At 65.9% G+C, this 26,364-nt stretch carries 24 protein-coding genes and 1 pseudogene; 5 read left to right on the top strand and 20 right to left on the bottom strand.

Annotated elements, in window-relative coordinates:
* Positions 1–230: 230 nt before the first annotated feature.
* From Q8Z05_RS04665 to Q8Z05_RS04645, 5 genes are all read right to left on the bottom strand, one after another.
* Positions 231–1,532 carry a dicarboxylate/amino acid:cation symporter gene (locus Q8Z05_RS04665; protein WP_305942327.1) on the bottom strand — a complete coding sequence of 434 codons (1,302 nt, stop codon included), beginning with the start codon at positions 1,530–1,532 and terminating at the stop codon, positions 231–233.
* Between the two features lie 83 nt (positions 1,533–1,615).
* Positions 1,616–3,028, bottom strand: a complete 1,413-nt coding sequence (locus Q8Z05_RS04660; protein WP_305942326.1) for an aspartate ammonia-lyase — start codon at positions 3,026–3,028, stop codon at positions 1,616–1,618.
* 208 nt (positions 3,029–3,236) lie between these two features.
* Entirely contained in the window at positions 3,237–3,965 is a 729-nt protein-coding gene (locus Q8Z05_RS04655; protein ID WP_305942325.1) for a FadR/GntR family transcriptional regulator, read from the bottom strand.
* Between the two features lie 92 nt (positions 3,966–4,057).
* Positions 4,058–4,309, bottom strand: a complete 252-nt coding sequence (locus Q8Z05_RS04650; protein WP_305942324.1) for a DUF2630 family protein — start codon at positions 4,307–4,309, stop codon at positions 4,058–4,060.
* 101 nt (positions 4,310–4,410) lie between these two features.
* Positions 4,411–5,430, bottom strand: a complete 1,020-nt coding sequence (locus Q8Z05_RS04645; protein ID WP_305942323.1) for a matrixin family metalloprotease — start codon at positions 5,428–5,430, stop codon at positions 4,411–4,413.
* 198 nt (positions 5,431–5,628) lie between these two features.
* On the opposite strand from Q8Z05_RS04645, the pseudogene Q8Z05_RS04640 reads away from it, so the two are divergent.
* Positions 5,629–6,097: pseudogene (locus tag Q8Z05_RS04640) on the top strand (NADPH-dependent FMN reductase); the annotation flags it as partial.
* Positions 6,098–6,194: 97 nt separating this feature from the next.
* Complete coding sequence (locus Q8Z05_RS04635; RefSeq protein ID WP_305942322.1) at positions 6,195–6,797, top strand: J-domain-containing protein; 603 nt, start codon at positions 6,195–6,197, stop codon at positions 6,795–6,797.
* A gap of 65 nt (positions 6,798–6,862) precedes the next feature.
* Here Q8Z05_RS04635 and Q8Z05_RS04630 read toward each other — a convergent pair whose 3' ends face one another.
* The 3 genes from Q8Z05_RS04630 to Q8Z05_RS04620 all read right to left on the bottom strand — a co-directional run bounded on the left by Q8Z05_RS04630 (position 6,863) and on the right by Q8Z05_RS04620 (position 8,046).
* Positions 6,863–7,504: an NADPH-dependent F420 reductase gene (locus tag Q8Z05_RS04630; protein WP_305942321.1), complete on the bottom strand. Its 642-nt coding sequence runs from the start codon at positions 7,502–7,504 to the stop codon at positions 6,863–6,865.
* Positions 7,505–7,575: 71 nt separating this feature from the next.
* Positions 7,576–7,890, bottom strand: coding sequence for a DUF6221 family protein (locus Q8Z05_RS04625; RefSeq protein WP_305942320.1), 315 nt, complete (start codon positions 7,888–7,890; stop codon positions 7,576–7,578).
* A 6-nt stretch (positions 7,891–7,896) separates the two neighbouring features.
* Entirely contained in the window at positions 7,897–8,046 is a 150-nt protein-coding gene (locus Q8Z05_RS04620) for a hypothetical protein (protein WP_305942319.1), read from the bottom strand.
* A 167-nt stretch (positions 8,047–8,213) separates the two neighbouring features.
* Here Q8Z05_RS04620 and Q8Z05_RS04615 point away from each other — a divergent pair, with 167 nt between their 5' ends.
* Entirely contained in the window at positions 8,214–8,591 is a 378-nt protein-coding gene (locus tag Q8Z05_RS04615) for a hypothetical protein (RefSeq protein WP_305942318.1), read from the top strand.
* Positions 8,592–8,686: 95 nt separating this feature from the next.
* Here Q8Z05_RS04615 and Q8Z05_RS04610 read toward each other — a convergent pair whose 3' ends face one another.
* The 4 genes from Q8Z05_RS04610 to Q8Z05_RS04595 form a co-directional block, all read right to left on the bottom strand.
* Positions 8,687–8,971, bottom strand: coding sequence for a DUF1540 domain-containing protein (locus Q8Z05_RS04610; RefSeq protein ID WP_305942317.1), 285 nt, complete (start codon positions 8,969–8,971; stop codon positions 8,687–8,689).
* A gap of 256 nt (positions 8,972–9,227) precedes the next feature.
* A complete protein-coding gene (locus Q8Z05_RS04605; RefSeq protein ID WP_305942316.1) occupies positions 9,228–10,589 on the bottom strand; it encodes an ammonium transporter in 1,362 nt (453 codons plus the stop codon).
* 365 nt (positions 10,590–10,954) lie between these two features.
* On the bottom strand, positions 10,955–12,358 hold the full coding sequence (locus Q8Z05_RS04600) for a GntP family permease (protein ID WP_305942315.1): 1,404 nt from the start codon (positions 12,356–12,358) through the stop codon (positions 10,955–10,957).
* 55 nt (positions 12,359–12,413) lie between these two features.
* Positions 12,414–12,959 (bottom strand): gluconokinase, encoded by a 546-nt coding sequence (locus Q8Z05_RS04595; RefSeq protein ID WP_305942314.1) that lies wholly within the window; start codon positions 12,957–12,959, stop codon positions 12,414–12,416.
* 190 nt (positions 12,960–13,149) lie between these two features.
* On the opposite strand from Q8Z05_RS04595, the gene Q8Z05_RS04590 reads away from it, so the two are divergent.
* Entirely contained in the window at positions 13,150–13,884 is a 735-nt protein-coding gene (locus Q8Z05_RS04590; protein ID WP_305942313.1) for a FadR/GntR family transcriptional regulator, read from the top strand.
* A 23-nt stretch (positions 13,885–13,907) separates the two neighbouring features.
* Here the strand turns inward: Q8Z05_RS04590 and Q8Z05_RS04585 are convergent, their stop codons facing one another.
* The 8 genes from Q8Z05_RS04585 to Q8Z05_RS04550 form a co-directional block, all read right to left on the bottom strand.
* Positions 13,908–16,079, bottom strand: coding sequence for a transglycosylase domain-containing protein (locus Q8Z05_RS04585; protein ID WP_305942312.1), 2,172 nt, complete (start codon positions 16,077–16,079; stop codon positions 13,908–13,910).
* 145 nt (positions 16,080–16,224) lie between these two features.
* Positions 16,225–17,730, bottom strand: a complete 1,506-nt coding sequence (locus Q8Z05_RS04580) for an NAD-dependent succinate-semialdehyde dehydrogenase (protein WP_305942311.1) — start codon at positions 17,728–17,730, stop codon at positions 16,225–16,227.
* 25 nt (positions 17,731–17,755) lie between these two features.
* On the bottom strand, positions 17,756–18,586 hold the full coding sequence (locus Q8Z05_RS04575; protein ID WP_305942310.1) for an HpcH/HpaI aldolase family protein: 831 nt from the start codon (positions 18,584–18,586) through the stop codon (positions 17,756–17,758).
* Positions 18,571–19,356: a 2-oxo-hept-4-ene-1,7-dioate hydratase gene (gene hpaH, locus Q8Z05_RS04570; protein ID WP_305942309.1), complete on the bottom strand. Its 786-nt coding sequence runs from the start codon at positions 19,354–19,356 to the stop codon at positions 18,571–18,573. The genes Q8Z05_RS04575 and hpaH overlap by 16 nt, the downstream gene beginning before the upstream one ends.
* A 2-nt stretch (positions 19,357–19,358) precedes the next feature.
* The gene (gene hpaD / locus Q8Z05_RS04565) at positions 19,359–20,462 is read right to left on the bottom strand and encodes a 3,4-dihydroxyphenylacetate 2,3-dioxygenase (RefSeq protein ID WP_305942308.1); all 1,104 of its coding nucleotides are present in this window, start codon (positions 20,460–20,462) and stop codon (positions 19,359–19,361) included.
* Between the two features lie 50 nt (positions 20,463–20,512).
* Entirely contained in the window at positions 20,513–22,024 is a 1,512-nt protein-coding gene (hpaE, locus tag Q8Z05_RS04560; protein ID WP_305942307.1) for a 5-carboxymethyl-2-hydroxymuconate semialdehyde dehydrogenase, read from the bottom strand.
* A gap of 10 nt (positions 22,025–22,034) precedes the next feature.
* Positions 22,035–22,730, bottom strand: a complete 696-nt coding sequence (locus tag Q8Z05_RS04555) for a GntR family transcriptional regulator (protein WP_305942306.1) — start codon at positions 22,728–22,730, stop codon at positions 22,035–22,037.
* Positions 22,723–24,237, bottom strand: coding sequence for a fumarylacetoacetate hydrolase family protein (locus Q8Z05_RS04550; RefSeq protein ID WP_305942305.1), 1,515 nt, complete (start codon positions 24,235–24,237; stop codon positions 22,723–22,725). The genes Q8Z05_RS04555 and Q8Z05_RS04550 overlap by 8 nt, the downstream gene beginning before the upstream one ends.
* Positions 24,238–24,459: 222 nt before the next feature.
* Here Q8Z05_RS04550 and Q8Z05_RS04545 point away from each other — a divergent pair, with 222 nt between their 5' ends.
* Positions 24,460–26,361 carry an FAD-binding monooxygenase gene (locus Q8Z05_RS04545; protein WP_305942304.1) on the top strand — a complete coding sequence of 634 codons (1,902 nt, stop codon included), beginning with the start codon at positions 24,460–24,462 and terminating at the stop codon, positions 26,359–26,361.
* Positions 26,362–26,364 lie beyond the last annotated feature (3 nt).

Raw genomic sequence — 26,364 nt, 5'->3', positions numbered from 1 at the left:
CCGGCAGCATGCGATGCCGGTGCTGATGTCGGCTACTTTGCTTGCGCCGTTGCTCGCAAGGTAGTCGACGATTTGTGCCTTGATGGGTGTTCTTGGCGTCTTTTTCCTTCGTTGTGTGGTTTGCGCGTCCGTCGGGCTCTGAAGCTCCAAGTCAGCGGTCATTGGCCATGGCCTTTCTTTCGGTGGGGTGGATTCGGCTGGTTGAAGGGGGTGCGGTTGGGCGGGAGCGGTCAGTGCATCGAAACGCGCTCAGGCTCCCTGCTGTATTCGGTGTCGTCGGCGGCGTGTGAGGTTGCGGAAGGTTCCGCTTCGAGGCGGGAAGAGGACCTGTCATGCTTCTGGCCGATGACCGCGGTGGCAATGGCATTTCCCAGGATGTTGGTGGCGGTGCGTCCCATGTCCAGGAGCTGGTCGATCACGAGCAGGACACCAATTCCGGCGGCGGGGATGCCGAACCCGGGGACGACGGCCGCTACGACGACGAGTGATCCGCGCGGCACGCCGGCCATGCCTTTGCTGCTGAGCAGAAGCATTGCGGTCATGGCGATCTGCTGGCCAAGATCCATGTCGATGCCGTAGGCATTGATCAGGAAGACCGACGCGAAGGTCATGTACATCATGGAACCGTCCACGTTGAAGGAGTAGCCGAGCGGCAGCACGAAACCGGTGGTGCGCTTCTCGATGCCGAACCTGGTCAGGCCTTCAATGAGCTTGGGGAGGGCGGCTTCGCTGCTGGAGGTTGCGAACGCGATGACCATCGGTTCGCGCACAATCCGGACCAGCCGGAAGGCAGCGGTTCCGAGGAAGCCCACAGCGACGGCGATCATGATGATCCAGAGGGCCGAGAGGGACACGTAGAAGCCGCCGATGAACGAAGCGTAAGTGGCGAAGGCGTCCAGGCCCTGGGACGTGAAAGCCGCTGCGATGCCGGCAAAAACGCCTACTGGAGCAGCCAGCATGACATACCCGGTGACCTTCAGCATGACGCCCATGAGTTCGTCGATGGCATCCGCTATGGAGGAGCGGCCCTTCTTGCGCAGGTTCAGCAGTGCGATGCCGAAGAGAGCACCGAAGACCAGGATCTGCAGCGGGTTGTTCGCCGTCAGGGCTGCGAAGACGCTCGTGGGGATGATGTGGGTGATGAACTCCTGGTAATCGAGGGGTTTCGTTTCCATCCCGGCGTCACCGCCCGGCATCAGGTTGAGTCCGTCACCCACGTTGAGGATATGGGCGGTGATGAATCCGAAGGCCCCCACCAGGACGGAGGCGGACAGGAACCAGACCATGGAGCGGCCAAAGAGCTTGCCCACTCCGGCGGATTTTGCCGCGCCTGCAATGCCCGACACGAGGGTGGCAAAGATCAGCGGGGCAATGATCATCTTGATGAGGTTCAGGAACATGTGCGTCACGGTGTCGAGGACCGTCACAAGGGATTCGCGCGTTGCCACTGGCAGCAGCCAGTGGCAGACCAGCCCGCTGAGGATTCCGAAGACGAGTGCGGCCAGAATCCACATCGTTGATTTGTTTTTCATAGTCAGTCCTTGGGTAGGGTCGGGGATTTTGGGCACGGCGGTGTGCCCCTGCTCCCGTGGTCGGGTGGGGTGTGGTTGGGGTGTTATTTGCTGAGGTTGGCCAGGCGTTGCGGGCTGAGGAGTTCTTGCAGTTGCTCGGCGGTGAGCAGCTGGTGTTCGAGGACGAGTTCGGCCACGCCCTTGCCGGTGGCGAGGGCTTCCTGGGCGATGGCGGTTGCGGTGGCGTAGCCGAGGTGGGGGTTCAGCGCGGTGACCAGGCCGATGGATTGTTCCACGGTGAGGCGGAGGTGTTCGGTGTTGGCGGTGATGCCCCGGACGCAGCGTGCGGTGAGGGTGCGGCAGGCGGCTTCGAGGTGGGAGATGCTCTTGTGGAGGCTGTGGACGATGATGGGTTCGAAGGCGTTGAGCTGGAGTTGCCCGGCTTCGGCGGCCATGGTGATGGTGACGTCGTTGCCGATGACTTCGTAGGCGACCTGGGAGACCACTTCCGGGATCACCGGGTTGATCTTGCCGGGCATGATGGAGGAGCCGGACTGCACGGCGGGGAGGTTGATTTCGCCGAGGCCGGCGCGGGGGCCGGAGGAGAGCAGGCGCAGGTCGTTGCAGATTTTGGAGAGTTTCACGGCCACGCGTTTGAGGACGCCGGAGAGGTGCACGAAGGCGCCGACGTCCTGGGTGGCTTCGATGAGGTCCACGGCGGTGACCAGGGGCAGTCCGGTGATGTCGGCCAGGTGCCGGCAGGCTGTTGCGGCGTAGCCGGCAGGGGCGTTCAGGCCGGTGCCGATGGCGGTGGCGCCGAGGTTGATTTCGTGGATCAGCAGGTCCGCTTCGGCCAGGCGGAGCCGGTCCTCGCCGATGGTGACGGCGTAGGTCCCGAATTCCTGGCCGAGGGTCATGGGGACGGCGTCCTGGAGCTGGGTGCGTCCCATTTTCACCACGGTGCGGAATTCGGCGGCTTTGCCGGCGAAGGCTTCTTCGAGTTCTGCCAGGGCTGCGAGGAGTTCGCGGGCGGCGAAGATGGTGCCGAGTTTCACGGCGGTGGGGTAGACGTCGTTCGTGGACTGGGAGAGGTTGACGTGGTCGTTCGGGTGGAGCCGGGCGTAGTCGCCCTTGGGGTGTCCGAGGATTTCCAGGGCGCGGTTGGCGATGACTTCGTTGGCGTTCATGTTCGAGGATGTCCCGGCGCCGCCCTGGATGACGTCGACGACGAACTGGTCGCTGAGTTTGCCGTTCAGGACGTCGGTGCAGGCGGCCTCGATGGCGTCGGCGCGTTCGGCGTCGAGCAGGCCCAGTTCGCGGTTGGTGCGGGCGGCTGCGAGCTTCACGGCGGCGAGGCCGCGGACCAGGTACATGTTGGAGGAGAGCGGCTGGCCGCTGATGGGGAAGTTCTCCACGGCCCGGAGCGTATGGACGCCCCAGTACGCGGAAGCGGGGACGTCACGGTCACCCAGCAGGTCGTGCTCGGAACGGAAAGGGGCGGCAAAGGGGATGGTCATGGGGTCCTCACGGGGCTTCTTTGACGGGTTTGGACGGGCAATTTTGGACGGGCAACTGGGCAGAAAAGATCAAGGTTTTGGGCAGGCTTGAGGGACGCCGCACCCAGGGCGGAGGCATGGGTGTGCCACGGCAGGGGAGCCGCGTGGTCTTGCGCGGTTTGGATCAGGTCAGGTCAGGGGTGGCTGGGCGAACTGCGGGGCTTGGCGTTTAGCGTGTCGGGCCGGACGTGGTGTTCTCGCTTCCCGGGACGATGGTGCCCAGGGCGCATTCCACCCCGTGCAGATGCATCCGCATTGCCTGGGATGCGTCCTCGGCTGAACCGCTCTCAATGGCAGCGAAAATGCGTGCGTGTTCTTCGCCCGATTCCTTGCGCCGGTCAGCCACGAGGTTGAGGGTGTTGGACTGGTTGGCCATGGCGTCGCAGATGTCCGACAGGAATGATTCGAACACGCCGTTGCCGCTGCACCGGGCGATGGTCACATGAAACTCGGTGTTCAACAGCACCCACTGGTGGATATCATCCTCCTCGGACATCTCCCGGAGGATTTCCCGGAGGGCCTCCACATCTTCGGCGCTGCGGCGCTGGGCTGCCAACCCCGCCGCAGGCACCTCCACATGGGGGCGGGCCTCCACCAGGGCGCTTGCCGAGTATTTGCCGAGCTTGAGGTCCTGGGCAACCTTGTCAGCGATGACGAAGGTGCCCTTGCCTGTATGTGTGGCCGTCAATCCCAGGGCGGTGCACGAACGCAGTGCCTCCCTGACCATCGTCCGGCTCACGCCGTACTGCTTGGCGAGCGAGGCTTCCGAGTCGAGACGGGTGCCTACCGGGATCCTGCCGCCTTCGATGGCACTGCGGAGGGACGCGAACACGGCTTCCGCCGCGCCAACTCGCACCACTCGATCTTGCGCAGCTGTCCAGCTGTCCAACAGGTTCATATGACGACTATGGCACTTGTCACAGAACCTGTCAAAGGGCTCCTGAATGTTTCGGTGTCCGAGGTGGCTCGGCGCCCGCAAGGAACGCCGAATCAGCCGCGGTAGTCCTCCACCTGCTTGGCCGGGCGCACCTCGGCCTCATCCGGATTCTCGCCGTACTGCAGCTTGGCACGTCGCTGGCGAAGCAGGTCCCAGCACTGGTCCAGGTTTTCTTCGATGCGCTTGAGCCGCGTGCGGTCCGGTGCATGCTCGGGCCCGGGCGCAGCAGATTCCGCTTTTTCGCGAAGCTCGCGTTCCTCCTCAACGAGCCCTTGGATGCGTTGCAGGATGTCCTGTTCGTCCATGGTGTCCTTCTTCCTGGCGGGGTACCAGCCAGCGTAGTGTTGACCGCCGGGCATGACCAGAACCCCTGTTGAACGATGGGTTCTGCTGGTGAGTTTTTACCTCACAGCTGCGGAACGCACTCGCCGCCGCCCAGCAGGGCCAGACCGGCGCGGTCTCCGTCGGCAAGGCCCGTCACATGGTTTCCGTCGCCGTACATGAGCTGGCTCGGGTCATTGACGTGGTCGAGTCCCAGGACGTGGGCGAGTTCATGAATGATAATGGCGCGCGCCGGGGCGGATCCCTCCGGCCATTGCATGATGTCGGACAGCGTAGGCGCGTCCAGGCGCACCTGTCCCGCGACCAGGACATACGGGGAGCCAAAGGCATTCACCATGCTGCTGCCGCCCAGCCCGGCCACATTTCCCGCCAGGCCGGGCGACTCTTCCGGGGTGGACCATGCGATCAGGACCGGCGCCCAGCGTTTGCCATAGAGGTCCGGCTGGTAGGTTTTTCGCTGGTCGCTCGGAGCCTCCGCAGTGACTCCGTCGTACACGAACCGCAGCCCGCTGGCGGCAGAAACCTCGGCGACGGCCTCCGCGACCAGCTGCTCCGCGCCCGGCGGCGCGTTATCCGGACGAACAACATAATGCACAGGCCGGCACGGATCATAGGCGGCAAAAGGCTGGTCGGGGTCGGGCGACGGCTGCAGCACGAAAGAGCGGGACTCTATAGGCGCCGGCGGGTGGCCCAGCGGGGCAGAAGCGGCCTCAACACCCGGCGGCGGCACGTTGGCGCCCGGCAGGTGCGGGAGAACCATTGGGAGGACGAACCTTTCCAAGAGCGATGGCGTGAAGTACAGCCCCACAACAAGGGCTATCGCCAGGGCAACGGTGGACTTCCGCCCCGCCCTTCGGGTGACAGCCCTCCAGACGGGGCGCCGGAAGAAGCCCGGACCCTTGGTGCGCTGGAGCGGAGAAGGATCAGACCGCCAAGGCGCCGGATCCTCGATCCCGCCAAGGGCTTCGTCGATGGCCCACTTTGGAATCCGCCCGCTGCGGGAACGACGGACCCCTGCCGGGATGCCGTTGGTGTTTGAAAGGTTCTTCGAAGGAGCGCCCGGCTCTCCGGAATCAAAACGCAACAGTGTCCCCCTGGCTGCACAACTCCGTCTCCCCGGACGGATGAGGAAAGCATAAGGGCTGGCCAGGTGAAACCAGCATCCAGGCTCTGGCCGCCGTAGGTGTTGTGTGCTGGACTGGCTGGTGGGCGGCGCCTGTCACGGGCACAGCCCACCAGTCGGCCAGCCGGCCCAGGCCGGTCCAAAGAAGGGACCTGTCGCATGGCAACGTTCAAGATCGGCTACTTCGTCGGAAGTTTGGCCTCCGGCTCCATTAACCGCACCCTCGCCAAGGCCTTGATCAAACTGGCTCCGGAGGAACTTGAATTTACGGAAATCCCCATCAAGGACCTCCCGCTCTACAGCTACGACTACGACGCCGACTTCCCGCCCGCCGGGCGTGCCCTGAAGGAAGCCGTCGAGGGCTCGGACGGCATCCTGTTCGTGTCCCCTGAATACAACCGCTCCATCCCCGGCGCGCTCAAGAACGCCATCGACTGGGGATCACGCCCCTGGGGCACCAACTCCTTCGCCCGCAAACCCACCGGCATCATCGGGGCATCACCGGGCATCACCGGGCAGCATCGGCACTGCGGTCATGCAGTCCTCCATGCGGGCGGTCCTCAGCTTCCTCGACGCGCCCCAGCTCAATGCCCCCGAGGCCTACCTGAAGTTCAATCCCGCCGATTTTAGGGCACACGCAAAAGCGAAGTGAAGATTGAAACTCCCGCGGGGCCTCTGAATACTGGAAGGCAGATAATTCAGGATCGGCCAGGGACGGTGTGGACATGCACAGTGAAGGAGCCGGCGGCGCGTTCAGGCGCCGTCTGGAGCGTGCGGTCGAACTGCGTGCCGTCCGTGCCACCGGCATGACAGCCCAGGAGGAAGCGGAGCTCGCCGCTGCCGAGGAAAAGGAAAAAGAAAAGCGCCGGAAGGTGGATGACGCCAAACGGGCCGAATACCTGATCCGTGATGCCATGGCCCAGGGGAAATTCGACAACCTGAAGTACGCGGGCAAGCCGATCCCCGGGCTGGGCGAGAACTACGATCCGGACTGGTGGGTCAAGGGCCTGATCCAGCGCGAGAACCTCACCGGCATGGGGCCCAAAGCCATCCTCCTGCGGACTGAAGACGCCGAACTGGACGCCCGGCTTGACGCCCAATACTCGGAGAAGCAGGTCCGCGACATCCTGCAGGACTTCAACAAACGCGTGATCGATGCCCGCCGCCAGCTCCAGGGCGGCCCGCCGGTCATCACCAAGACCCGTGACGTAGACGCGGAAGTGCAACGCTGGCGCGAACGCCGGGCTGCCCGCGCCGCCGCTGAGCCGCCACCGGAGCCGGAAGTGAAGCGATCGTGGTGGCGGCGGATCCGGGATGGCGGAACGTGAGGAGGGCACACAGCGACTGAATTTCGCGCCTGAACGTCAGCGCCTGAATGTCACACGCCTGAAACTCAGACGGTGCGGGGAGCCCGGGCCACGCTCTCGGTGAGCTCGGCGGCAGTCTGGCGCACGACGTATGCCGGGCGGTCGCGTTCAACCCGCCAGCTTTCGGACAGCGGGCCGACATTGACGGTGTCGAAGCCGAACTCGTCGTAAAGCCTTGCTACCAGTTCGGCTGCCTCGGGGTAGTCGCTGGCCGTGGCAAGGGCACGGCGGCCCGCCGTGCCGGCAGGCGTCCCGTCAGTGGTGATCTCCCTGGCCATGATGTGGTTGAAACCCTTGGCCACCTTGGAAGTGGGAAGGTGTTTCTGCAACAACCCGGACGTTGTGGCCTCACCGCTGTCCAGTTCCGGGAAGCGGCCATCCCGCTCCCAGTAGTAGTTGTTCGTGTCAATCACGATCTTGCCCTCGAGCGGGTACACCGGAAGGTCCCCGATGCTCCTGAGTGGCACGGTCACGACGGCGAATTCGCCGGCCGCGGCCGCCTCCGCAGCTGTTGCGGCCCGGGCCCGGGGTCCCAGTTCCGCCACGAGGTCCGTCAGCGTCTCGGGCCCCCGCGAATTGCTGATGACCACGTCATAGCCGAGCTCCACAGCCTTGCGGGCGATCTGGCTTCCAATGTGTCCTGCACCGATGATTCCGATTGTTGTCATGTCCGGGCCAACACCGCCCGGGCCGGGGATATTTCACCGCGTGCCACAAAGCGTCATGCCAGGAGCCGGCTTTACCGCCAGTCTTCTTCGAAGTCCGGGTGCTCGGCATAGGGCAGTGCCAGGGCCTTCAGCGACCGCGTGGTCCATTCGATGGCCTCGGGAATCCAGCGGGATTCCTCCTCGAAGGGGTCGCTGACCATGGTGGCCAGCGCCGTCTGCCGGGCCGACTCGACGATGCGGATGACCCTCTTCTTCGCCTCGCACTCCAGCAACAGGCGGTGTTCGTACCATCTCCCCGATTCGGAGACCGCGCGGTCATTCAGGATTTTTCGGGCCGCTGCCTCGTCTTCCCTGATGCGCTCGGAGAGGAACTCGACAATGTCCACGGCACCTCACCCTTCGGCTGCTGCCCCTTCTGTGATGTCCCGGCCTTCGGCCGGATCCTGCGAATGCACCCGGATGTCCCTCGGATCAGCGTTCTCGTCGCCCTCTGCCGGAGCTTCGCTGTGGACACGCTCCGACGCCTGTGGGTTCTCGCTCATGTCCGCTCCTTCTGCGGTGGTTCGTGCTGTGACTAGTGGACTCCCACTACTGATCATCTAGCTCCCGGAGCCGAGGAGCTGTCAAGGACCATTCCGGCACTACCCGGGCTTCGCGATTGGAGGACAATAAGTCCCATCGGAGGACGGCCCAGCGAAGGAGCAGGACAGTGTCAGAGACGAACGGACCACGGCGCGCAGCGCAGCAGATGCAGGAGGCGGCCCGGTATTTGGCCCGTGCCGCCAGGAACCTGGACACTCCCTCGGACAGCCACGAAATCCTCCGCAGCCTCACCGAAACCCAGGGCTCCATCGCCCAGGCCATCCGCGAACTGGCCCAATGGCACAGGACAGCGGCAGCAGGAACGCATTACTCACGCCCGCACAACGAAAGCGCCCGCGGCGTGATGACTGCCGTGTCCGAACTGGATCTCGCAGCACAGGAGGCAGATGCCCTCCAGGAGACGCTCAACCGGGCGCACGGCGGCAGCAGCGTGGTGAACTGGCTGGAGACATCCGAATCGGAGGCGGCCACCCGCGATGACTGAAACGACCACCGTTCAGCTGCCCGGCAGCGCTGCCGGGCAGCCGCTGACGCAAGCGGACGACGGCGGGAACTCCCGCCGTCGTCCGCTGCTTTCTGCTACGCGTGTGAGTAGGTGAGGCAGTCCGCGTTGTCTGCGCCGGGTCCCACATGGACTTCGGGCGCCTTGCACATGAGATGGTCGTTATGGACGCATTCCGAGCGCTGGCAGGCCCCGACGTCGGCCAGGACCTTTGGAAGGCCGCCGTGCATTCCGGTGTCGATGAACGTGGCGCAGGACGCATGGTCCTGGCTACCGCCCACGGTGATGGCGGCGGCGTTGCAATTCGAATGGTCGTTGAAGGAACAGTTGGAAACACTGCAGTCTGCGACGTGCGTTGTCATGGGAAGATCCTCCGTGGTTCGGCTGCCCGGGCGGGCGGCTCCCTGTGTCCACGGTAGGCCTGCCCGGCCGGATCAAAAAGACCCAAACGTGTGACCTAATTAAGGACGCCGTGCCAGGCAGGGCATAACGGCCTATGGTCCCGCGGGCCCCGGCTTCCTAGAATTGAAGTAGGGCCGACGGCACGACTCCCGGCACGTCCGGGGGGCCTTCCCAAACCGCCGCCGGCCCCTCAACCCTGATAACCGTCCAAGGCAGCTACACCAGGCTGTCTTCCTTTTCGTGGGCTGCTTCCTGCGGGGTCTGAACTGTTCCCGGTGCATCCACCGTGGCTGCCTCGGTGGCTGTCAGCGGAGCGGCCACCTGGTGGTGGAAGGGGTTGAACCGGCTGCGGGACAGCTCGCCGAAGGCGTAGGCGGTTTCCGCGTGTTCGGACAGGTCCACTCCGACGTTTTCCGCTTCCTCACTGACCCGGAAGCCGAGCGTCTTGTGGATGGCCAGGCCCAGGATGGCGGTCACCAGGCCGGAGAGCAGCACGGTTACCAGCACGGCCACCGACTGGGCCACGAGCTGGTGGAGCCCGCCGCCGTAGAAGAGGCCGCCTCCCTGGCCGTCCACCGGCAGCGCGATGAAGCCCAGTGCCAGCGTGCCGATAAGGCCGCCGCCGAGGTGCACGCCCACCACGTCGAGGGAGTCGTCCAGGCCGAAGCGGTACTTCAGGTCCACGAAGATCGCGCAGAGGGCGCCTGCCACCAGGCCCAGGCCGATGGCGGCCACCGGGCTGATGTTGGCGCAGGACGGGGTGATGGCCACCAGCCCTGCCACCACGCCCGAGGCGGCACCCAGGGAGGTGGGGTGGCCGTGGCGGACCTTTTCCGTGACCAGCCAGCTCAGCATGGCCGCGGCCGGTGCCACCAGGGTATTGATCCAGATCAGGCCGGCCTGCTCCGCGGTGGTGGCGGCGCCGCCGTTGAAACCGAACCAGCCAAACCAGAGGATCGCCGCACCCAGCATGATGAAGGGGATGTTGTGCGGGCGGTGGTTGGGGTCCTTTCCGAAGCCCTGGCGTTTGCCCACGATGACGGCCAGGACCAGCGCGGCGACGCCGGAGCTGATCTCCACCACAGTGCCGCCGGCGAAGTCGATGACCTGCCCGAACACGGAGGTGACGGCGCCGTCGGCGCCCAGCAGGCCGCCGCCCCAGACCATGTAGGCCAGCGGGCAGTAAACCAGGGTGACCCAGATCGGCACGAAGAGCGCCCAGGAGCTGAACTTGGCGCGGTCTGCGATGGCGCCGCTGATGAGGGCGACGGTGACCATGGCGAACGTTCCCGCGTAGGCTGCCTTGATGAGGTCGGGGGAACCGATGAGGTTGGTGAGCCCGAAGCTGGCAAAGGGGTTCCCGAAGATGCCCAGCACGCCTTCCCCGCTGGTCATCGAGTAACCCCACAGCACCCAGATGACGCCGACGATGCCGGCCGAGATGAAGCTCATCATGATCATGTTGAGCGCCGCCTTGGCGCGGGTCATGCCGCCGTAAAAGAGGCCGAGGCCGGGGGTCATGATTAGCACAAGGGCCGTTGACACCAGCACCCAGACGTTTTCCGCAGTGATTTCCACCTGCGTATCCCTTCTCATCAAGTCTGTACGGGGCCTCGAGTGTTCCGGGCCGCGCCCCCGCTCAATGTTTCACGCAGCATGTTTCAGGCAATGGGGCGAAAAGTTGCGGTGACGTTACAGGAACGCGGTCTGCGTGAAGATCACGTGACCGGCTTGTTTCGGGAATGTTAACGACGCCTCCTGACGGGAGGGACGGAGGGCGGTCGGTGCTGTACGTTTCGGCAAGATGAACGGCGGCTCACTGTGGCCGAGCTGGGAGGCAGGTGTCCTGGCCGTGCAAAAAATGCCGCGCATTAAAAAGCAGTACGACGGCGGGACGTCCCGCCGTCGTACTGCTTTTGTTGTGTTCCGGGTGCGTAAACCGGCTACCCGGCCAGGCCTGCCAGGCCGAAGATGGCGGCAGCGATGGCGAAGCCCATGACGCCGATGAGCGTTTCCATCACGGTCCAGGTCTTCAGGGTGGTCTTGACGTCCATGCCGAAGAAGCGGCCCACCAGCCAGAACCCGGAGTCGTTGACGTGCGAGACCACCACGGAACCGGCAGCCACGGCGATGACCAGGGCGGCCACCTGCATGCCGTTCATGCCCGCAAGGGCAACGGCCGGAGCGATCAGGCCGGCCGTGGTGGTCAGGGCCACCGTGGCCGAACCCTGGGCGATGCGCAGGATGGCCGAGATCAGGAAGCCGGCCAGGAGCAGGGGAATGCCGACGTCGCCCAGCACGTCGGCCAGGGCAGTACCGATGCCGGAGGTGCGCAGCACGCCGCCGAACATGCCGCCGGCGCCGGTGATCAGGATGACGGAGCAGACCGGGCCGAGGGAGGATTCGAGCAGCTTCTCCAAGGTGGCGCCGCGGGAACCGCGCAGCCTGCCCAGCACGAACATGGCCACCAGTACGGCGATCAGCAGTGCCACGGGAGTTTCACCGAGGGTGCGCAGGATCTGGAACCAGGCTTCGTTCTTGGCCGAGGCGGGAAGGACGCCGGCGGAAGCCAGGGTGTTCAGGCCGGTGTTGAGGAAGATGAGGACCAGCGGGAGGAGCAGCACACCCACGATGGTGCGGAAGCGCGGCGGGTTCTGCTCGGCGGCGGGGTCGGCGTGGCCCAGCAATTCCGGGACCGGGAGCACCAGCTTCTTGCCGGTCCACAGGCCGAACAGGTAGGCGGTGACGTACCAGGTGGGGATCGCGGTGATGAGGCCCGCGATCATGACCAGGCCCACGTTGGCGTCGAAGAACGTTGCGGCAGAGACCGGGCCCGGGTGCGGGGGCAGGAAGATGTGCATCACGGAGAAGGCGCCTGCAGCGGGAAGGCCGTAGCGCAGAACGCCGCCGCCAAGGCGGTGGGCCACGGCGAAGACCACGGGAAGCATGACCACCAGGCCGGCATCGAAGAAGATGGGGAAGCCGAAGATCAGGGAGGCGAGGCCCAGCGCGAAGGGTGCGCGCTTTTCGCCGAAGAGGTTGATGAGGTAGTCGGCAAGCGCCTTGGCGCCGCCGCTGGTCTCAACGATGCGGCCGAGCATAGCGCCGAGGCCAACCAGCAGGGCCACTGTGCCCAGCGTGCTGCCGAAGCCGTTGACCAGCACCGGAACCACCTTGTCCGCCGGGATTCCGGTGGCGAAGGCGGTTGCCAGGCTGATCAGGATCAGGGCGAGAAGCGCGTGCATGCGCAGTTTGATGATGAGGAACAGCAGCACCAGAATGGCGCCGCCGGCAATCAGCAGCAGGGGGCCTGCGCCGAGGGTTTGAGTCCATCCTTCGATGGTCATGGTTCTCCTTTGAAGCGGGTGTGTTGGGGGCTGTGGAGCTAAAGGATGTTAGGGATCAGGAAGCGCTGGGAGCGTGGCCCGCCGGCAGGTGAAGCGCGGCCTTGATGGCCTGCACCAGGTCCTCGGGGGTGCGGGTGATATCCAGCCGCAGGCTGCCGGCGGCGAGTTCCTCCGGTGTCAATGGTTCCAGGGTGGCCAGCTGGCTGGGCAGCAGCGTCACCGGCATGAAGTGGCCCTCGCGTCCGCGCATGCGCTCGCCGAGCAGGGCGGGGTCGCCGTTGAGGTGGATGAACACCACCTTGCCCTCTGCCTCGGAAAGCAGTTCCCGGTAGCTGTGCTTCAGGGCGGAACAGGTCAGGACCGTGCTCTTGCCTTCCGTGGCCTGGGCGGTCATCCAGTCGCGGATGGACTCGAGCCAGGGCCAGCGGTCCTCGTCCTGGAGCGGGGTGCCGGCGTTCATCTTGGCGATGTTGGCTTCGGGGTGGAACTGGTCGGCCTCTGCCATGTCCCACCCGAGATCGCGGGAGAGGGCTCCGGCAATGGTGGACTTGCCGGCTCCGGCGACACCCATGACTACCAAATGCATGGCAGGAAACTTCATTGTTCTACCTCCGTAGAAGACGTCGTTGGCTTCGGATGAAGCTCAGGCCAGCAAGAGACGCTGGTTAGGAAAATAAGATAGCACCATTAAACAGCATTAGTAGCATCTTTTTGTAACACAGGTCATACCTTTGCCTTCTTGTGGCCTAAACTGGAAGCCAAGCGCCACGGCGCAGAGGGAGGCTTCACGAATGTCGACGGCGACAGAGGACCAGGCAGGGACAAGCGACGGGGATGTGTCGGTACCGGCCCTGCACCTGCGCATCTTGGATGCGCTCGGCGAAGCAATCGTCTCCGGCGAGCTGGCCCCCGGCAGGCGGCTCACCCTGGACGACCTCCAGCAGCACTACAACGTGTCGCGCACCCTGGCACGGGACACGATGCGCGTCCTGGAATCAATGAACCTGGTGTACTCCCGCCGCCGGGTAGGCATCGTGGTACAGGACCCCGAGCTGTGGAACGTGTTCGATCCCAAGCTGGTGCGGTGGCGGCTCGCGTCCAGCCGCCGTGCCGAGCAGTACAGCAGCCTCACGGAACTCCGGATCGCCGTCGAACCCATCGCCGCGGCGGGTGCTGCCCGCCGTGCGGGCGCAGCAGAGCGCCGCCAGCTGACGGCGCTGGCCGCCGAACTCAGGCGGCTGGGCGAAGCAGGGGAGCTGGAGGCATTCCTCAAGGCGGACATCGCTTTTCACAGCCTGCTCCTGCACAGCTGCGGGAACGAAATGTTCAAGGCCCTGGACGGCATGGTGGCCGAGGTCCTGTCCAGCAGGACCAAACAGGGCCTGATGCCGTTCAAGCCGCGCCCTGAAGCGCTCGCGGCCCACGAGGCAGTGGCAGCTGCGGTTGCTGCGGGCGATGCCGGTACCGCGGAGACCGCCATGCACCACATCCTGGACGAGGTCCGCACCGCGATGGGACTGCCGTAGGCCCCTGGCGGCAGGGTGCCCGCCTAACGGGAGGGGGCAGGCGTCGGCTGCGGAGTGCTCATGGAAGACGGCGGCGGCGGGAAGGCCGCCGCGGGGTAAAGCCCGGCAACCTGCATCATGTAGTTGGCCCACTGCGGCCCGGCCAGCATGTAGCCGTCGATCGCCTTGTAGAAGGTGCCGTTGATGGTGATGTTCTGGCCTGCCCGGTTCTGCCCCTCCAGGGTGTCCCCGAAGAATGATGCGGTGGCCAGGCCCGACGTGTAGCCCGCCACCCAGGTGGCGCCGTTGTTGTTGGACGTTCCCGTCTTGGCCGCGACCGGCACCCGGCTCTGGACCTTCGGGTTGATGTAGACGCCGGATCCCATCTTCAGCACGTCCTGGAGCACTGCGTTGACGCCGCGGGCCACCTCGGGCTTGACGGCGTTGCGGCACTGGGAGGACTCGGACGGGAGGTGCCGCCCTGCCGGGTCACTCACGTCCGCGATGGCGATGGGGCTGCAGTAGCGGCCGTCATTGGCGAACGTGGCGAAGGCATTGGCCAGGTGGAGCGGAGCCACGCCGATGGCGCCCAGCAGGTTGCCGAGCTGGTGCATGTTCACCTGCGCCCCGTCCAGGCCGCTGTGGATCCCCACGGCATCCACCATCTTCTGGATTCCGCAGAAATCCAGCTGTGTGGCGGAAGCGAAGGTGGCCGTGTTGATCGAGTTGTAGAGGCCGTAATTGATGGGCATGGGGCGGTAGTAGCCCTCGTCGTTGTTCCGGAGATCGTCCGCCGCACCCTCGTTCCTCTGGGCGGTGCTGTAGGCGCCCAGGACCTTCCCGCAGCTGGACCGCCACGGGAAGTCGAGCGGATAGGTCCGCCGGGACGCATCGATGACCGCGTTCAGGGGCTTGCCTTCGTTCAGCCATTCCGCGAACGTGAACGGCTTCATGGTGGACCCGGGCTGGAACCCGCCGGCGCCGTTGAGGTCATTGCCGTTGGCGTCCCGGGAGTCGACGTTGAAGTTCAGCTGGGTGTCGAATTTCCCTTCCGCCGGCAGGAACACGGTGTTCTGCGCCATGGCAAGGATCCGGCCGGAACCAGGCTGGACCGTGACCAGGGCGGCACCCCATTTGTCCGGATTCGCTCCTGCGGTGGCGTCCACCTGGGCCTGTGCTACGGCCTGCAGCCTGCTGTCCAGCGTGGTCACGATGATCAGGCCGCCGCGGTACAGCAGCCGCTCCCGGTCCTTGAGCTCCACACCGTAAGCCGGGTTGTTAAGGATCAGATGGGACACATAATCGCAGAAGTACGTTGCCATGACGGCGGCGGCGCAACCCTGCCTGCCCGGGGTGATCTTCAGGTCAACTCCGGTGGCCACGGCGGCGTCGTGCTCGGCCTGGGTAATTTTTCCCAGTTCCAGCATGCTGCCCAGGACCTGGTTGCGGCGCTGCAGCGAGTTCTCCGGGTTCGCGGCGGGGTCATAGAAGCTGGGGCTGTTCACGAGCCCGGCCAGCAGCGCGGCCTGCGGCAAGGTGAGGTCTTTGGCGGACGTGCTGAAGAAGTGCTTTGCAGCGGCCTCGATGCCATAGGCGTCGCGGTTGAAGAACACGATGTTCAGGTAGCCCTCGAGGATCTGGTCCTTGGTGTATTTCTTCTCCAGCTCGATGGCGAGCTTCATCTCCCGCAGCTTGTCGCCAACGCTCTTCTGGCCGCTGAGGATGACCTCTTCGCCCTGGTCCGCGGAAAGGTAGGACTCGTTGATGACGTTGGTGACGTACTGCTGGGTCAGGGTGGACGCACCCTGCCGGCCGCCCTGGGTGACGTTGTACGTCAGCGCCCGGAGGATGCCCTGCGGGTCGATGCCGGCATGATCATAGAAGCGGCTGTCTTCAATCGCGATGATCGCGTCCTTCATGTACGGCGACATCTGGTCGAGGCTGACCCGCACGCGGTTCTCCATATAGAACGTGGCAATGGGCTGGCCGTCGGCGGTCACCATGGTTGTTGACTGCGACGGAGTGTCGACCGTGAGTTCTCCCGGCAGGTTGTTGAAGAACGTGATCGAATTGCTGACCGTCACCCCGGCGGCCGCCACGCTGGGTGCCACCAGGCTGGCGGCCAGGACGCCGCAGATGGCGCTCACGGCAATAAATCCCACGAGCCTTCCCAAGGCTGCGGCCAGACGAGAACCCCATCGCTTCTTCGGTGCCATTTGTGTCCAGCTATCAACGTGCCAGTGATTCCAGAATACGACCGGCGGCCGCCCGCCAGCCAGAGTCCAACTGCCCACCCGCCGGCCGGAGCGCGACGGCGGCGCCCCGTCGGGTTTCCGGCGGTACCCCGGCCGGGCGGCCGGCTCAGCCGGCGTAGGGGTCCGCGATGCCGATGTACTGGGTGGTGGTGTATTCGGCGATTCCTTCGGAGCCGCCTTCGCGGCCCAGCCCGGACTGTTTGACACCGCCGAAGGGTGCTGCGGCGTTGGAGATGATGCCGGCATTGAATCCCACCATGCCGAATTCGATCTGCTCGGCCACGCGCAGGAGCCGGTTGAAGTCGCGGCTGTAGAGGTAGGAGGCGAGGCCGTACTCGGTGGCGTTAGCCAGCCGGATCGCGTCCTCCTCGGTGCTGAACGTGGTCACCGGGGCGACTGGCCCGAAGATTTCCTGGCCCAGGATGTCGGCGTCGTTCGGGACGTTTCCCAGCACCGTGGGCGGGTAGAAGTAGCCGGGCCCGTCCACCGGTGCGCCGCCGGTCACGGCAACCGCTCCGGCGTCGACGGCGGCGGCCACCAGCGCGTGCACGTCGTCCCGGGCGCCGGCGTCGATGAGCGGTCCCACCTGGGTGGCGGGGTCGGTGCCGCGGCCGGTGGCCAGGGCTCCCATGGCTGCGGCGAACTTCTGCGTGAATTCGGCGGCGACGGATTCCTGGACCAGGAACCGGTTGGCGGCTGTGCAGGCCTCGCCCATGTTCCGCATCTTGGCCGCCATGGCACCTTCAACGGCCTTGTCCAGGTCCGCGTCCTCGAACACGATGAACGGTGCGTTGCCGCCGAGCTCCATCGAGGTCCGCAGGACGTTCTGCGCGGCGTCGGCCATGAGCCGCTTGCCCACCGGGGTGGAGCCGGTAAAGGAGACCTTCCGCAGGCGGGGGTCTGCCAGCAGCGGACCGGAGATCCCGGAGGCACTGGCGGAGGAGACGACGTTCAGGACGCCGGCGGGCAGGCCGGCGTCGAGCATGGTCTGTGCGAAGTACTGCGCGGTGAGCGGGGTGAGCTTGGCGGGTTTGAGGACCATGGTGCAGCCCGCGGCGATGGCGGGGGCAACCTTGCGGGTGGCCATGGCCAGCGGGAAATTCCATGGCGTGATGAGCAGGCACGGTCCCACCGGCTTGTGCTGGACCAGGATCTTGTTCCTGCCCTCAGGGGTGGTGAGGTAGCGGCCGTAGTCGCGGACCGTTTCCTCGGAGAACCAGCGCAGGAACTCGGCACCGTAGCTCACCTCGCCGCGGGCTTCGGCCAGGGGCTTGCCCATTTCCAGGGTCATCAGCAGGGCGAAGTCCTCGGCGCGTTCGGTGACCAGGTCAAAGGCCCGGCGCAGGATTTCGGCCCGCACCCGCGGCGCGGTCCGCGCCCAGGAGGACTGGGCGGCATCGGCTGCGTCGAGCGCTGCGACGGCGTCCGCACTGGTGGCGGACGCCAGGGTGGCGAGCACCTCCCCGGTGGCGGGATCGTGCACGTCGAACGTGCCGCCGTCGGACGCTTCCACCCAGTGCCCGCCGATCAGCAGGCCGGTGGGGACGGAAGCGATCAGCGCGGCTTCGCGTTCCGGGGAAAGGGCAGGGGGCAGCGCAGAAGTGACTGTCATCGAAGAGTCCTTAACAAGGGGAGGGTCAGTAGCTGGCCGGTGTGCCGCCGTCGGCGGGCTTGATGTGGTGGGTGGTGATGTATTGGGAGGCGAGGGCTTCGGAGCCTCTCGCCAGGATGGCGACGTCGGCCCCCACCAGGATGAACTTGGCGCCGCTGTCCAGATAGTGCTTCGCCGTGTCGGGGTTGAAGGCGTTGACGCCGCCCGGCTTCCCTGCCGCTGTGGCGGCTGCCAGGCAGCGTTCGACGGCGGCGCGCACCTCCGGGTGTTCCTGCTGGCCCAGCAGGCCCATCGAGGCGGCGAGGTCCGAGGGGCCCAGGAAGATGGCGTCCACTCCGTCCACCGCCAGGATCTCCTCAACAGCGTCAACGGCGGCAGTGGATTCGATCTGGACGGTGACGCTGATGGTCTCGGATGCCCGGGCGAGGTAGTCAGGCGTCCGGTTCCAGCGGGCGGCACGGGCCAGCGCCGAGCCGACGCCGCGGACGCCGTGCGGCGGGTAGCGGGTGGCAGCCACCGCAGCTTCGGCCTCGGCCGCCGAGTTGACCATGGGGATGAGCAGGTTCTGCACGCCCAGGTCAAGGTACTGCTTGATCACCACAGTGTCGTTGACCGGCGGCCGGACCAGGGTGTGGACCGGGTAGCCGTTGATTGCCTGGAGCTGGGCGAGGATCGATTCGAGGCCGTTGGGGCTGTGTTCGGCGTCGACCAGGAGCCAGTCCAGGCCGGCGCCTGCGCAGAGTTCGGCGATGAGCGGGCTGCCGGAGCACACCCACATCCCGGCCAGGGGACGGCCGGCAGCGCCCGTTTGGTGGTGCAGGGCGTCGCGGAACGTGTCTTCTACTCGAAGCGGCATGTGACAACTCCCAGGGGTCCGTAGTCGGCGTGCACGGTGTCGCCCTTGTACACCCACAGCGGCCGGGTGAAGGACCCGGCCAGGATGATGTCCCCGGCCTTCATGCCGTCCCCGTGCGCGGCGATCTTGTTGGCCAGCCAGTGCACGCCGTTGGCCGGGTGGTCCAGGACCCCGGCCGCCACGCCTGTCTCTTCCACGGTCTGGTTTTTATAGAGAATGGCCGACACCCAGCGGAGGTCCACCGCGTCGGGCTTCACCGGGCGGCCGCCCACCACCATGGCGCCCATCGCGGCGTTGTCCGCGATGGTGTCCACGATGGTCCGGCCCTCCATCTCGATCCGGGAGTCCAGGATCTCGAGGGCCGGAACCACGTAGTCGGTGGCGTTCAGGACGTCGAAGATGGTGCAGCCGGGGCCCTTGAGCGCGTCTTTCAGGACAAAGGCGAGCTCCACCTCCACCCGCGGATGCGTGTACTTGTCCCATTGCACCGAGCAGCCGGTCTCGAGCACCATGTCGTCGAAGATGGCGCCGTAGTCCGGTTCGGTGATGCCGGTGGCCGCCTGCATGGCCTTGGACGTGAGGCCGATCTTGCGGCCCACAAGCTTCCGCCCGGCGTCCTCGTTGCGGTTCCGCCACAGCTGCTGCACGGCATAGGAATCCTCCACCGTCATGTCCGGGTAGCGGGACGTTAGCCGGGGCACCGGCTTGCGGTTCCGGCCCGCCTCGAGCAGCTCGTCCGCGATGGCCTCGATCGTCGTGGCATCCAGCATGGCTAGAGCTGCGCCCCGAGCTTGAAACCGGTCCGGTCACCCTCGGGAGAGCCGTCCTTGCGGGTGTAGGAGAAGCCGTCGGCGCCCACCGTCACAGCCATCTCGGACTTTTCCTCGCGGATGATGACGGGCTGCGGGTTGCCGTCCAGGTCCAGGACCAGGGAGGCCTCGGTGTACCAGGACGGGACCACCGGGTTGCCCCACCAGTCGCGGCGCTGGTTGTCGTGGACGTCCCAGGTGATGGTGGGGTTGTCGGGGTCGCCGGTGTAGTAGTCCTGGGTGTAGATCTCCACGCGGTGGCCGTCCGGGTCCAGGATGTAGAGGTAGAAGGCGTTGGACACGCCGTGCCGGCCGGGGCCGCGTTCGATCCGGTCGCTGATCCGCAGGGCGCCCATCTTGTCGCAGATCTGGATGATGTTGTGCTTTTCGTGGGTGGCGAAGGCGACGTGGTGCATGCGCGGGCCGTTGCCGCCGGTCAGGGCAGTGTCGTGGACCGTCTGCTTGCGGTGCATCCAGGCCGCGTACGTGACGCCGTCGGAGTCCTGGATGTCCTCGGAGACGCGAAAGCCGAGGTCCTCCAGGTACTTGCGGCCGCGGGGAACATCCGGGGTCACCTGGTTGAAGTGGTCAAGCCGCACCAGCTCGCCGGCGGAGTAGAGGTCGTAGCGCTGGGTGAGGCGTTCCACGTGCTCCACGTCGTAGAAGAACTCATAGGGGAAGCCCAGCGGGTCCTCGACGCGGACGGAGTCACCCACTCCCTTGGTGAAGCCTTCCTTGCGGCGTTCGGTGCGGCAGCCCAGTTCCTTGTAATAGGCCTCGGCGGCGTCCACTTCGGCGGGGGACTTCACCCGGTAAGCGAAGGCGGCGACGGCGGCGATGGGGCCCTTGCGCAGCACCAGGTTGTGGTGGATGAACTCTTCGAGGGTGCGCAGGTAGATGTTGTTTTCGTCTTCTTCGGTGACGTGCAGGCCGAGCATGTCCACGTAGAACTCGCGGGACTTGGCGAGGTCCGTGACCACGATTTCCATGTAGGCGCAGCGGACGATGTCCGGTGCCGGGACGGAGGGGGTGGGGATGAAGTTGTGCTGTGAAACTTGGCTGTTCATGGGATTCTCTCTTCGTTGAAAGGGGGCCGGTGAGCGCTGGGTCGAAAAACTCAGGCGCCGAACTTGGGGGTGTGGACGGTGCCGAGGGTGATGTGCACGGCCTGCTGGTCGGTGTAGAAGTCGATGGAGCGGTAGCCTCCCTCGTGGCCCAGGCCGGAGGCCTTGACACCGCCGAACGGGGTGCGGAGGTCGCGGACGTTGTGGCTGTTCAGCCACACCATGCCCGCCTCCACGTTCTGGGAGAAGTTGTGCGCGCGGGTCAGGTTCTGGGTCCAGATGTAGGCCGCCAGGCCGTACCTGGTGTTGTTCGCCAAAGCCAGCGCCTCGTCGTCGTTCTCGAACGGGGTGATGGCGACGACGGGGCCGAAGATCTCCTCCTGGAAGATCCGCGCGTCCGGGGCGACGTCGGCGAAGACGGTGGGGGCGATGTAGTTGCCGTCCGGGAGGCCTTCCGGACGGCCGCCGCCTGCGAGGAGCCGTCCTTCGGACTTGCCGATCTCCACATAGGAGGCCACCTTGGCGAAGTGCTCCGGGTGGACCAGTGCGCCCACCTGGGTCTTGGGGTCGTGCGGATCGCCCACCACGATGTTTTTGGCGCGGGCGGCGTACTTTTCGCAGAACTCGTCGTAGATGGCGCGTTCCACCAGGATGCGGGAGCCGGCCGTGCAGCGTTCGCCATTGAGCGAGAAGACGCCGAACAGTGCGGAGTCGATAGCGGCGTCGAGGTCGGCGTCGGCGAACACGACGCAGGGGGACTTGCCGCCGAGCTCCATGGAGAGGCCCTTGAGGTTGGCCGCGGCGTTGCGGAAGATCGTCTGCCCGGTGGTGGTTTCGCCGGTGAAGGAGATCAGCGGTACGTCCGGGTGCTTGACCAGGGCGTCGCCGGCTTCCTCGCCGAGGCCGTTGACCAGGTTGAACACACCGTCAGGCAGGCCGGCGTCCTTGAAAATGGTCGCCCAGAGGGAAGCGGACAACGGGGTGAACTCGGCCGGTTTGAGGACCACGGTGTTGCCGGTGGCCAGGGCCGGAGCGAGCTTCCAGGACTCCAGCATGAACGGGGTGTTCCACGGGGTGATGAGGCCCGCGACGCCGATCGGCTTGCGGTTCACGTAGTTGATCTGCGAGCCGGGGACCTTCATGGCGTCGTCGAACTGGGCCACGATCAGGTCCGCGAAGAACCGGAAGTTCTCGGCGGCACGCAGGGCCTGGCCCTTGGCCTGGGTGATCGGCAGGCCGGTGTCGAAGGTTTCGAGTTCGGCCAGGCGCTCCTCCTGAGCTTCGACGGCGTCCGCAATCCTGTTCAGGATGCGGGCACGTTCGCGCGGCTTCATCTTCGGCCACGGGCCGTTCTTGAAGGCTTCGCGGGCGGCGGCAACGGCGAGGTCGATGTCCTCTTTCTGGCCGGCGGCGGCGGTGGCGTAGTTGGTGTTGGACACCGGGTCCAGGACGTCGAAGGTCTTGCCGCCCACGGAGTCAACGAATTCGCCGTTGATGTAGTGCTGGATGTGGGTGGGGAGGTCCTGCGGAACGTAGTGGGTGGCTTCTGCGGCAGTGAACGTCATTGTTTTTTCCTTACTGCTGGGAGGGCTGCGGGGATGGAGCGAGATCAGTGCGGGCCGCCTGGGCCAGGTAGGCGTCCAGGGTGGCGCTGCGGTGGAGCCGGGCCGCCCGTTCGATCTGGTCTGCGCCGGCCCCGGTTTCGATGAGTTTCAGGATGGCTTCGTGTTCGTCCACCGAGTCATGGGCGCGGCCGGGGACGAAGCGGAAGGTGGAGGACCGCAGCGAGGCGAGCCGGTTCCAGCCGCGGTGGACGAGGTCCAGGATGTGCGGGTTGGGGCAGTGCTCGAACAGGACGCTGTGGAAGTCCTGGTTCAGCGCGGTGAAGCGGACGGGGTCGAAGTGCTGCAGGCATTCGCGCATTTCCTCGTTCACGGCACGCGCCCGGGCAATGTCCGCTTCGCCGATGAGGGGTGCGGACAACGCCGTGGCGGCACCCTCCACGATGCTCAGCGTCTGCATCGTGTAGAGGTATTCGGTGGGGTCGATGCCGGACACGGTGGCACCGACGTTCCGTTCGAACTTGACCAGTCCCTCGGCTTCGAGCCGGCGGATGGCTTCGCGGACCGGAACCACGCTGAACCCCAGGTCTTCGGCGATCTTCGCCAGCACCAGCCGGAAGCCGGGGGAGTAGGTCCCGTCCACGATCCGTGCCTTGACGGCGGCGTAGGCCTGCTCTGATTTGCTGCCGGCCATCACTGTTTCAGTCATGGGCCGGGCCGTCCCATGTTTCATACTTGGCACGCCATTCGGCATTCAGCGGGTACAGGCCGTCCACGCTGTGGCCCTGCTGCACCATTTCGGCGATGAACACTTCCTCGCGTTCCTGCGCAATGGAATCGTCCGCGAGCTCGTCGGCGAGGGCAGGCGGGATGACCAGGATGCCGTCGGAGTCCGCCACGATGATGTCCCCTGGCTGCACGGTGGTGCCGCCGCAGGCGATGGTGATGTCGGTGTCCCAAGGGATGTGCCGGCGGCCCAGGACCGCGGGGTGGGGATTGGAATAGTAGGTGGGCATGTCCATGGCCGCCACCGCGGAGAAGTCGCGGACCCCGCCGTCGGTGATGACGGCTGCGGCACCGCGGACCTGGGCGCGGAGGGCCAGGATGTCGCCGATGGTGCCGGTGCCCTTTTCACCGCGGGCCTCCATCACCAGGATCTCGCCCTCGTTGACGGAATCGATGGCCTTCTTCTGGGCGTTGAAGCCGCCGCCGTGGGTCTTGAAGAGATCCTCGCGGTTGGGAACGTAGCGCAGCGTCCGGGCCAGGCCCACAATCCGCTTGTCCGGGCGGGTGGACGTGAGGCCGTCGATGCTGACGTTGTTCAGGCCGCGCTTGCGCAGCTGGGAGGACAGGGTGGCGGTGCAGACACTTTCGAGCTTCGCCTTCAGCTCCGGGGTCAGGACCGACGCCGGCGCTTCCGCGGGCGCCGCCGGAGCCAGGCCCGCGGCTTCGCGCGATCCGTAGGCCTCCTCCCGCTGGAGGTCATCGGTCCTGGGCCGGGCACCGAAGTCGGCGAACGGCGTCGTGCCTTCCGTCACCCGGGTGACCAGCCGGCCGGTGGTGAGTCCGGCGGCAGTGCCGCCCGCCGTCGTCGTACTGGTGCTGACTTCAACCTCGACGACGTCGCCGGGCTTGGCCACGGAGGCACCGGCCGGGGTGCCGGTCAGGATAATGTCGCCCTCTTCGAGGGTGAGGAGCTGGGACAGGTCCGCCACGAGCCGGGCGAATGGGAACAGCAGGTCTTCGGTGGTGTCGTCCTGCACCAGATCGCCGTTGTGCCAGGTGCGGACGCGGAGCTGTGCGGGGTCGACGGCGTCTGCCGCGATCAGTCCGGGGCCCACGGGGGTGAAGCCGTCGCCGCCCTTGGACCGGAGGTTGGAGCCCTTGTCCGCGTAGCGAAGGTCGTAGACGCCGAGGTCGTTGCTGGCCGTGACCCATTCGACGTGGCTCCAGGCGTCCGCCATGCCGACGCGGCGGGCCGGCTTGCCGATGATCAGGGCGATCTCCCCTTCGAAGCCGAGGAGTTCGCAGCCGGCCGGGCGTTCAACCGTGGACGGGGCGTCCGCCGGGCCAAGGGCCAGGGAGGACGAAGGCTTCAGGAAGTAGGAGGGCTGCTCCGGGGTGCGGCCGCGCTGGGCTGCCCGGCTGGGGTAGTTGATGTGCACCGCGATGACCTTGCGGGCCGCGGCCAGGATGTGGTCGGTGACCTGTTCCAAGTGTTACTCCTCATCGAGTACGAAATCGTATACGATAACTATTGCCTAGGAGCTTCCCGCCGTCAACCCCTGATTTTCCGGGAGTTTTCGCGGAACCTTGTAACGCAGGTCATATCTGCGTACAGTTTCGAATGAGCAGTAGATTCTATTATCGAACTAATAGTTCTGATATCGAACACATTTGACGGCCATAGACAGCCACACAACGAAGTGAGGAACCCCGTGCATTTCCACCACCACGGCTACGTATCCGGTGACCCGCGAGTCCAGCCGGCCGCCGGCGTCGGCATCAACCGTCCCGAGCAGCTTCCCGACGAAGTGGACGTTCTCATTGTGGGTACCGGGCCCGCGGGCATGCTCACCGCCGCGCAGCTGTCCCAGTTCCCCGGCATCACCACCCGCATCGTGGAGCGCCGCCCCGGGCGGCTCGAGATCGGCCAGGCCGACGGCATCCAGGCGCGCAGCGTAGAAACCTTCCAGGCCTTCGGCTTCGCCGAGCGGATCATTGCCGAGGCCTACCGGATCACCGAAATGGCGTTCTGGAAGCCGGACCCGCAGAATCCCGCGAACATCGTCCGTGCGGCCCGCACCCTGGACGACCCGCACGGAATCAGTGAGTTCCCGCACCTGATCGTCAACCAGGCCCGCGTCCTCGACTACTTCGCCGACGTCATGGCGAACGCCCCCACCCGCATGGCGCCGGACTACGGCTACGAGTTCCGCGGGCTCCACGTCGGCGAGGGGGAGTACCCCGTTGCAGTGACGCTGGCCCACACCTCCGGCGCCGACGAAGGCCGGGAACGTATTGTCCGGGCCAAGTACGTCGTGGGCGCGGACGGTGCCCGCAGCAAGGTGCGGGACTCGATCGGCTGCACCATGGCCGGCGACCAGGCCAACCACGCCTGGGGCGTTATGGACGTGCTTGCCAATACGGACTTCCCGGACATCCGCCTCAAGTGCGCCATCCAGTCCCACGACGGCGGCAGCATCCTGCTGATCCCGCGCGAGGGCGGGCATCTCTTCCGCATGTACGTGGACCTCGGCGAAGTGGCCGCGGACGACCGCGGGGCCGTCCGCAAGACCTCCATCGAACAGATCATCGCCAAAGCCAACGCGATCGTCCACCCGTACACCGTCGACGTCCGCAACGTTGCCTGGCACAGCGTCTACGAGGTGGGCCACCGCCTCACCGACAGGTTTGACGACGTCCGCCCGGAGGAGCTCGGTACCCGCACGCCCCGCGTGTTCATCACCGGCGACGCGTGCCACACGCACAGCGCCAAGGCCGGCCAGGGCATGAACGTCTCCATGCAGGACGGCTTCAACATCGGCTGGAAGCTGGGCCACGTGCTGGAGGGCCGCAGCCCCGAATCCCTCCTGTCCACCTACTCCGCCGAACGCCAGGTCATTGCGAAGAACCTCATCGACTTCGACAAGGAGTGGTCCACGCTCATGGCGAAGAAGCCCGAGGAATTCGCGTCCCCCTCGGAGCTCGAGGACTTCTACGTCAGTACGGCCGAATTCCCCGCCGGCTTCATGACGCAGTACGTTCCTTCGATGCTGATCGGCGAGCCGGCGCACCAGGAACTGGCCGCCGGATTCACCATCGGCAAGCGCTTCAAGTCGGCGCCGGCGGTGCGGGTCTGCGACACGAACCCGCTGCAACTCGGCCACCAGGCCTCGGCGGACGGCCGCTGGCGCATCTATGTCTTCGCCGACGGGGCCGCGCCGGGGCAGGAGTCGCCCACCACCGACCTTGCCGAGTGGCTGGCCACCGCGCCCGACTCCCCGCTGGCCGCAACGCCGTCGGACGCCGACCCGGACGCCTGGTTCGACGTGAAGGTGATCTACCAGCAGGACCACACGAACATCGACCTCAACGCGGTTCCGGCGGTCTTCAAGCCCCAGGTGGGGCCGTTCAAGCTCACCTACCTGGAAAAGGTCTATGGCACCATTCCGGCGTCGGACATTTTCGAACTGCGCGGCATCGACCGGGGCGGCGTGATGGTGGTTGTCCGCCCCGACCAGTACGTGGCGAACGTCCTGCCCCTGACAGCGACGGAGGAGCTCGCCGCGTTCTTCGCGCCGATCCTCGCAGGACGCAAGCGGGTCCCCACCACCTAGAGG

It is taken from the genome of Arthrobacter oryzae, from assembly GCF_030718995.1.
Lineage (GTDB): Bacteria > Actinomycetota > Actinomycetes > Actinomycetales > Micrococcaceae > Arthrobacter > Arthrobacter oryzae_C.
The sequence above is the reverse complement of the archived record's forward strand: the minus strand, read 5'-3'. Positions and strand labels throughout refer to the sequence as shown.

What these genes read in the sequence shown, in the direction of transcription:
- Q8Z05_RS04665 (WP_305942327.1), bottom strand. Translation starts at nt 1,532, where the DNA reads ATGAAAAACAAATCAACGATGTGGATTCTGGCCGCACTCGTCTTCGGA.
- Q8Z05_RS04660 (WP_305942326.1), bottom strand. Translation starts at nt 3,028, where the DNA reads ATGACCATCCCCTTTGCCGCCCCTTTCCGTTCCGAGCACGACCTGCTG.
- Q8Z05_RS04655 (WP_305942325.1), bottom strand. Translation starts at nt 3,965, where the DNA reads ATGAACCTGTTGGACAGCTGGACAGCTGCGCAAGATCGAGTGGTGCGA.
- Q8Z05_RS04650 (WP_305942324.1), bottom strand. Translation starts at nt 4,309, where the DNA reads ATGGACGAACAGGACATCCTGCAACGCATCCAAGGGCTCGTTGAGGAG.
- Q8Z05_RS04635 (WP_305942322.1), top strand. Translation starts at nt 6,195, where the DNA reads ATGCACAGTGAAGGAGCCGGCGGCGCGTTCAGGCGCCGTCTGGAGCGT.
- Q8Z05_RS04630 (WP_305942321.1), bottom strand. Translation starts at nt 7,504, where the DNA reads ATGACAACAATCGGAATCATCGGTGCAGGACACATTGGAAGCCAGATC.
- Q8Z05_RS04620 (WP_305942319.1), bottom strand. Translation starts at nt 8,046, where the DNA reads ATGAGCGAGAACCCACAGGCGTCGGAGCGTGTCCACAGCGAAGCTCCG.
- Q8Z05_RS04610 (WP_305942317.1), bottom strand. Translation starts at nt 8,971, where the DNA reads ATGACAACGCACGTCGCAGACTGCAGTGTTTCCAACTGTTCCTTCAAC.
- Q8Z05_RS04600 (WP_305942315.1), bottom strand. Translation starts at nt 12,358, where the DNA reads ATGACCATCGAAGGATGGACTCAAACCCTCGGCGCAGGCCCCCTGCTG.
- Q8Z05_RS04595 (WP_305942314.1), bottom strand. Translation starts at nt 12,959, where the DNA reads ATGAAGTTTCCTGCCATGCATTTGGTAGTCATGGGTGTCGCCGGAGCC.
- Q8Z05_RS04590 (WP_305942313.1), top strand. Translation starts at nt 13,150, where the DNA reads ATGTCGACGGCGACAGAGGACCAGGCAGGGACAAGCGACGGGGATGTG.
- Q8Z05_RS04585 (WP_305942312.1), bottom strand. Translation starts at nt 16,079, where the DNA reads ATGGCACCGAAGAAGCGATGGGGTTCTCGTCTGGCCGCAGCCTTGGGA.
- Q8Z05_RS04580 (WP_305942311.1), bottom strand. Translation starts at nt 17,730, where the DNA reads ATGACAGTCACTTCTGCGCTGCCCCCTGCCCTTTCCCCGGAACGCGAA.
- Q8Z05_RS04575 (WP_305942310.1), bottom strand. Translation starts at nt 18,586, where the DNA reads ATGCCGCTTCGAGTAGAAGACACGTTCCGCGACGCCCTGCACCACCAA.
- hpaH (WP_305942309.1), bottom strand. Translation starts at nt 19,356, where the DNA reads ATGCTGGATGCCACGACGATCGAGGCCATCGCGGACGAGCTGCTCGAG.
- hpaD (WP_305942308.1), bottom strand. Translation starts at nt 20,462, where the DNA reads ATGAACAGCCAAGTTTCACAGCACAACTTCATCCCCACCCCCTCCGTC.
- hpaE (WP_305942307.1), bottom strand. Translation starts at nt 22,024, where the DNA reads ATGACGTTCACTGCCGCAGAAGCCACCCACTACGTTCCGCAGGACCTC.
- Q8Z05_RS04555 (WP_305942306.1), bottom strand. Translation starts at nt 22,730, where the DNA reads ATGACTGAAACAGTGATGGCCGGCAGCAAATCAGAGCAGGCCTACGCC.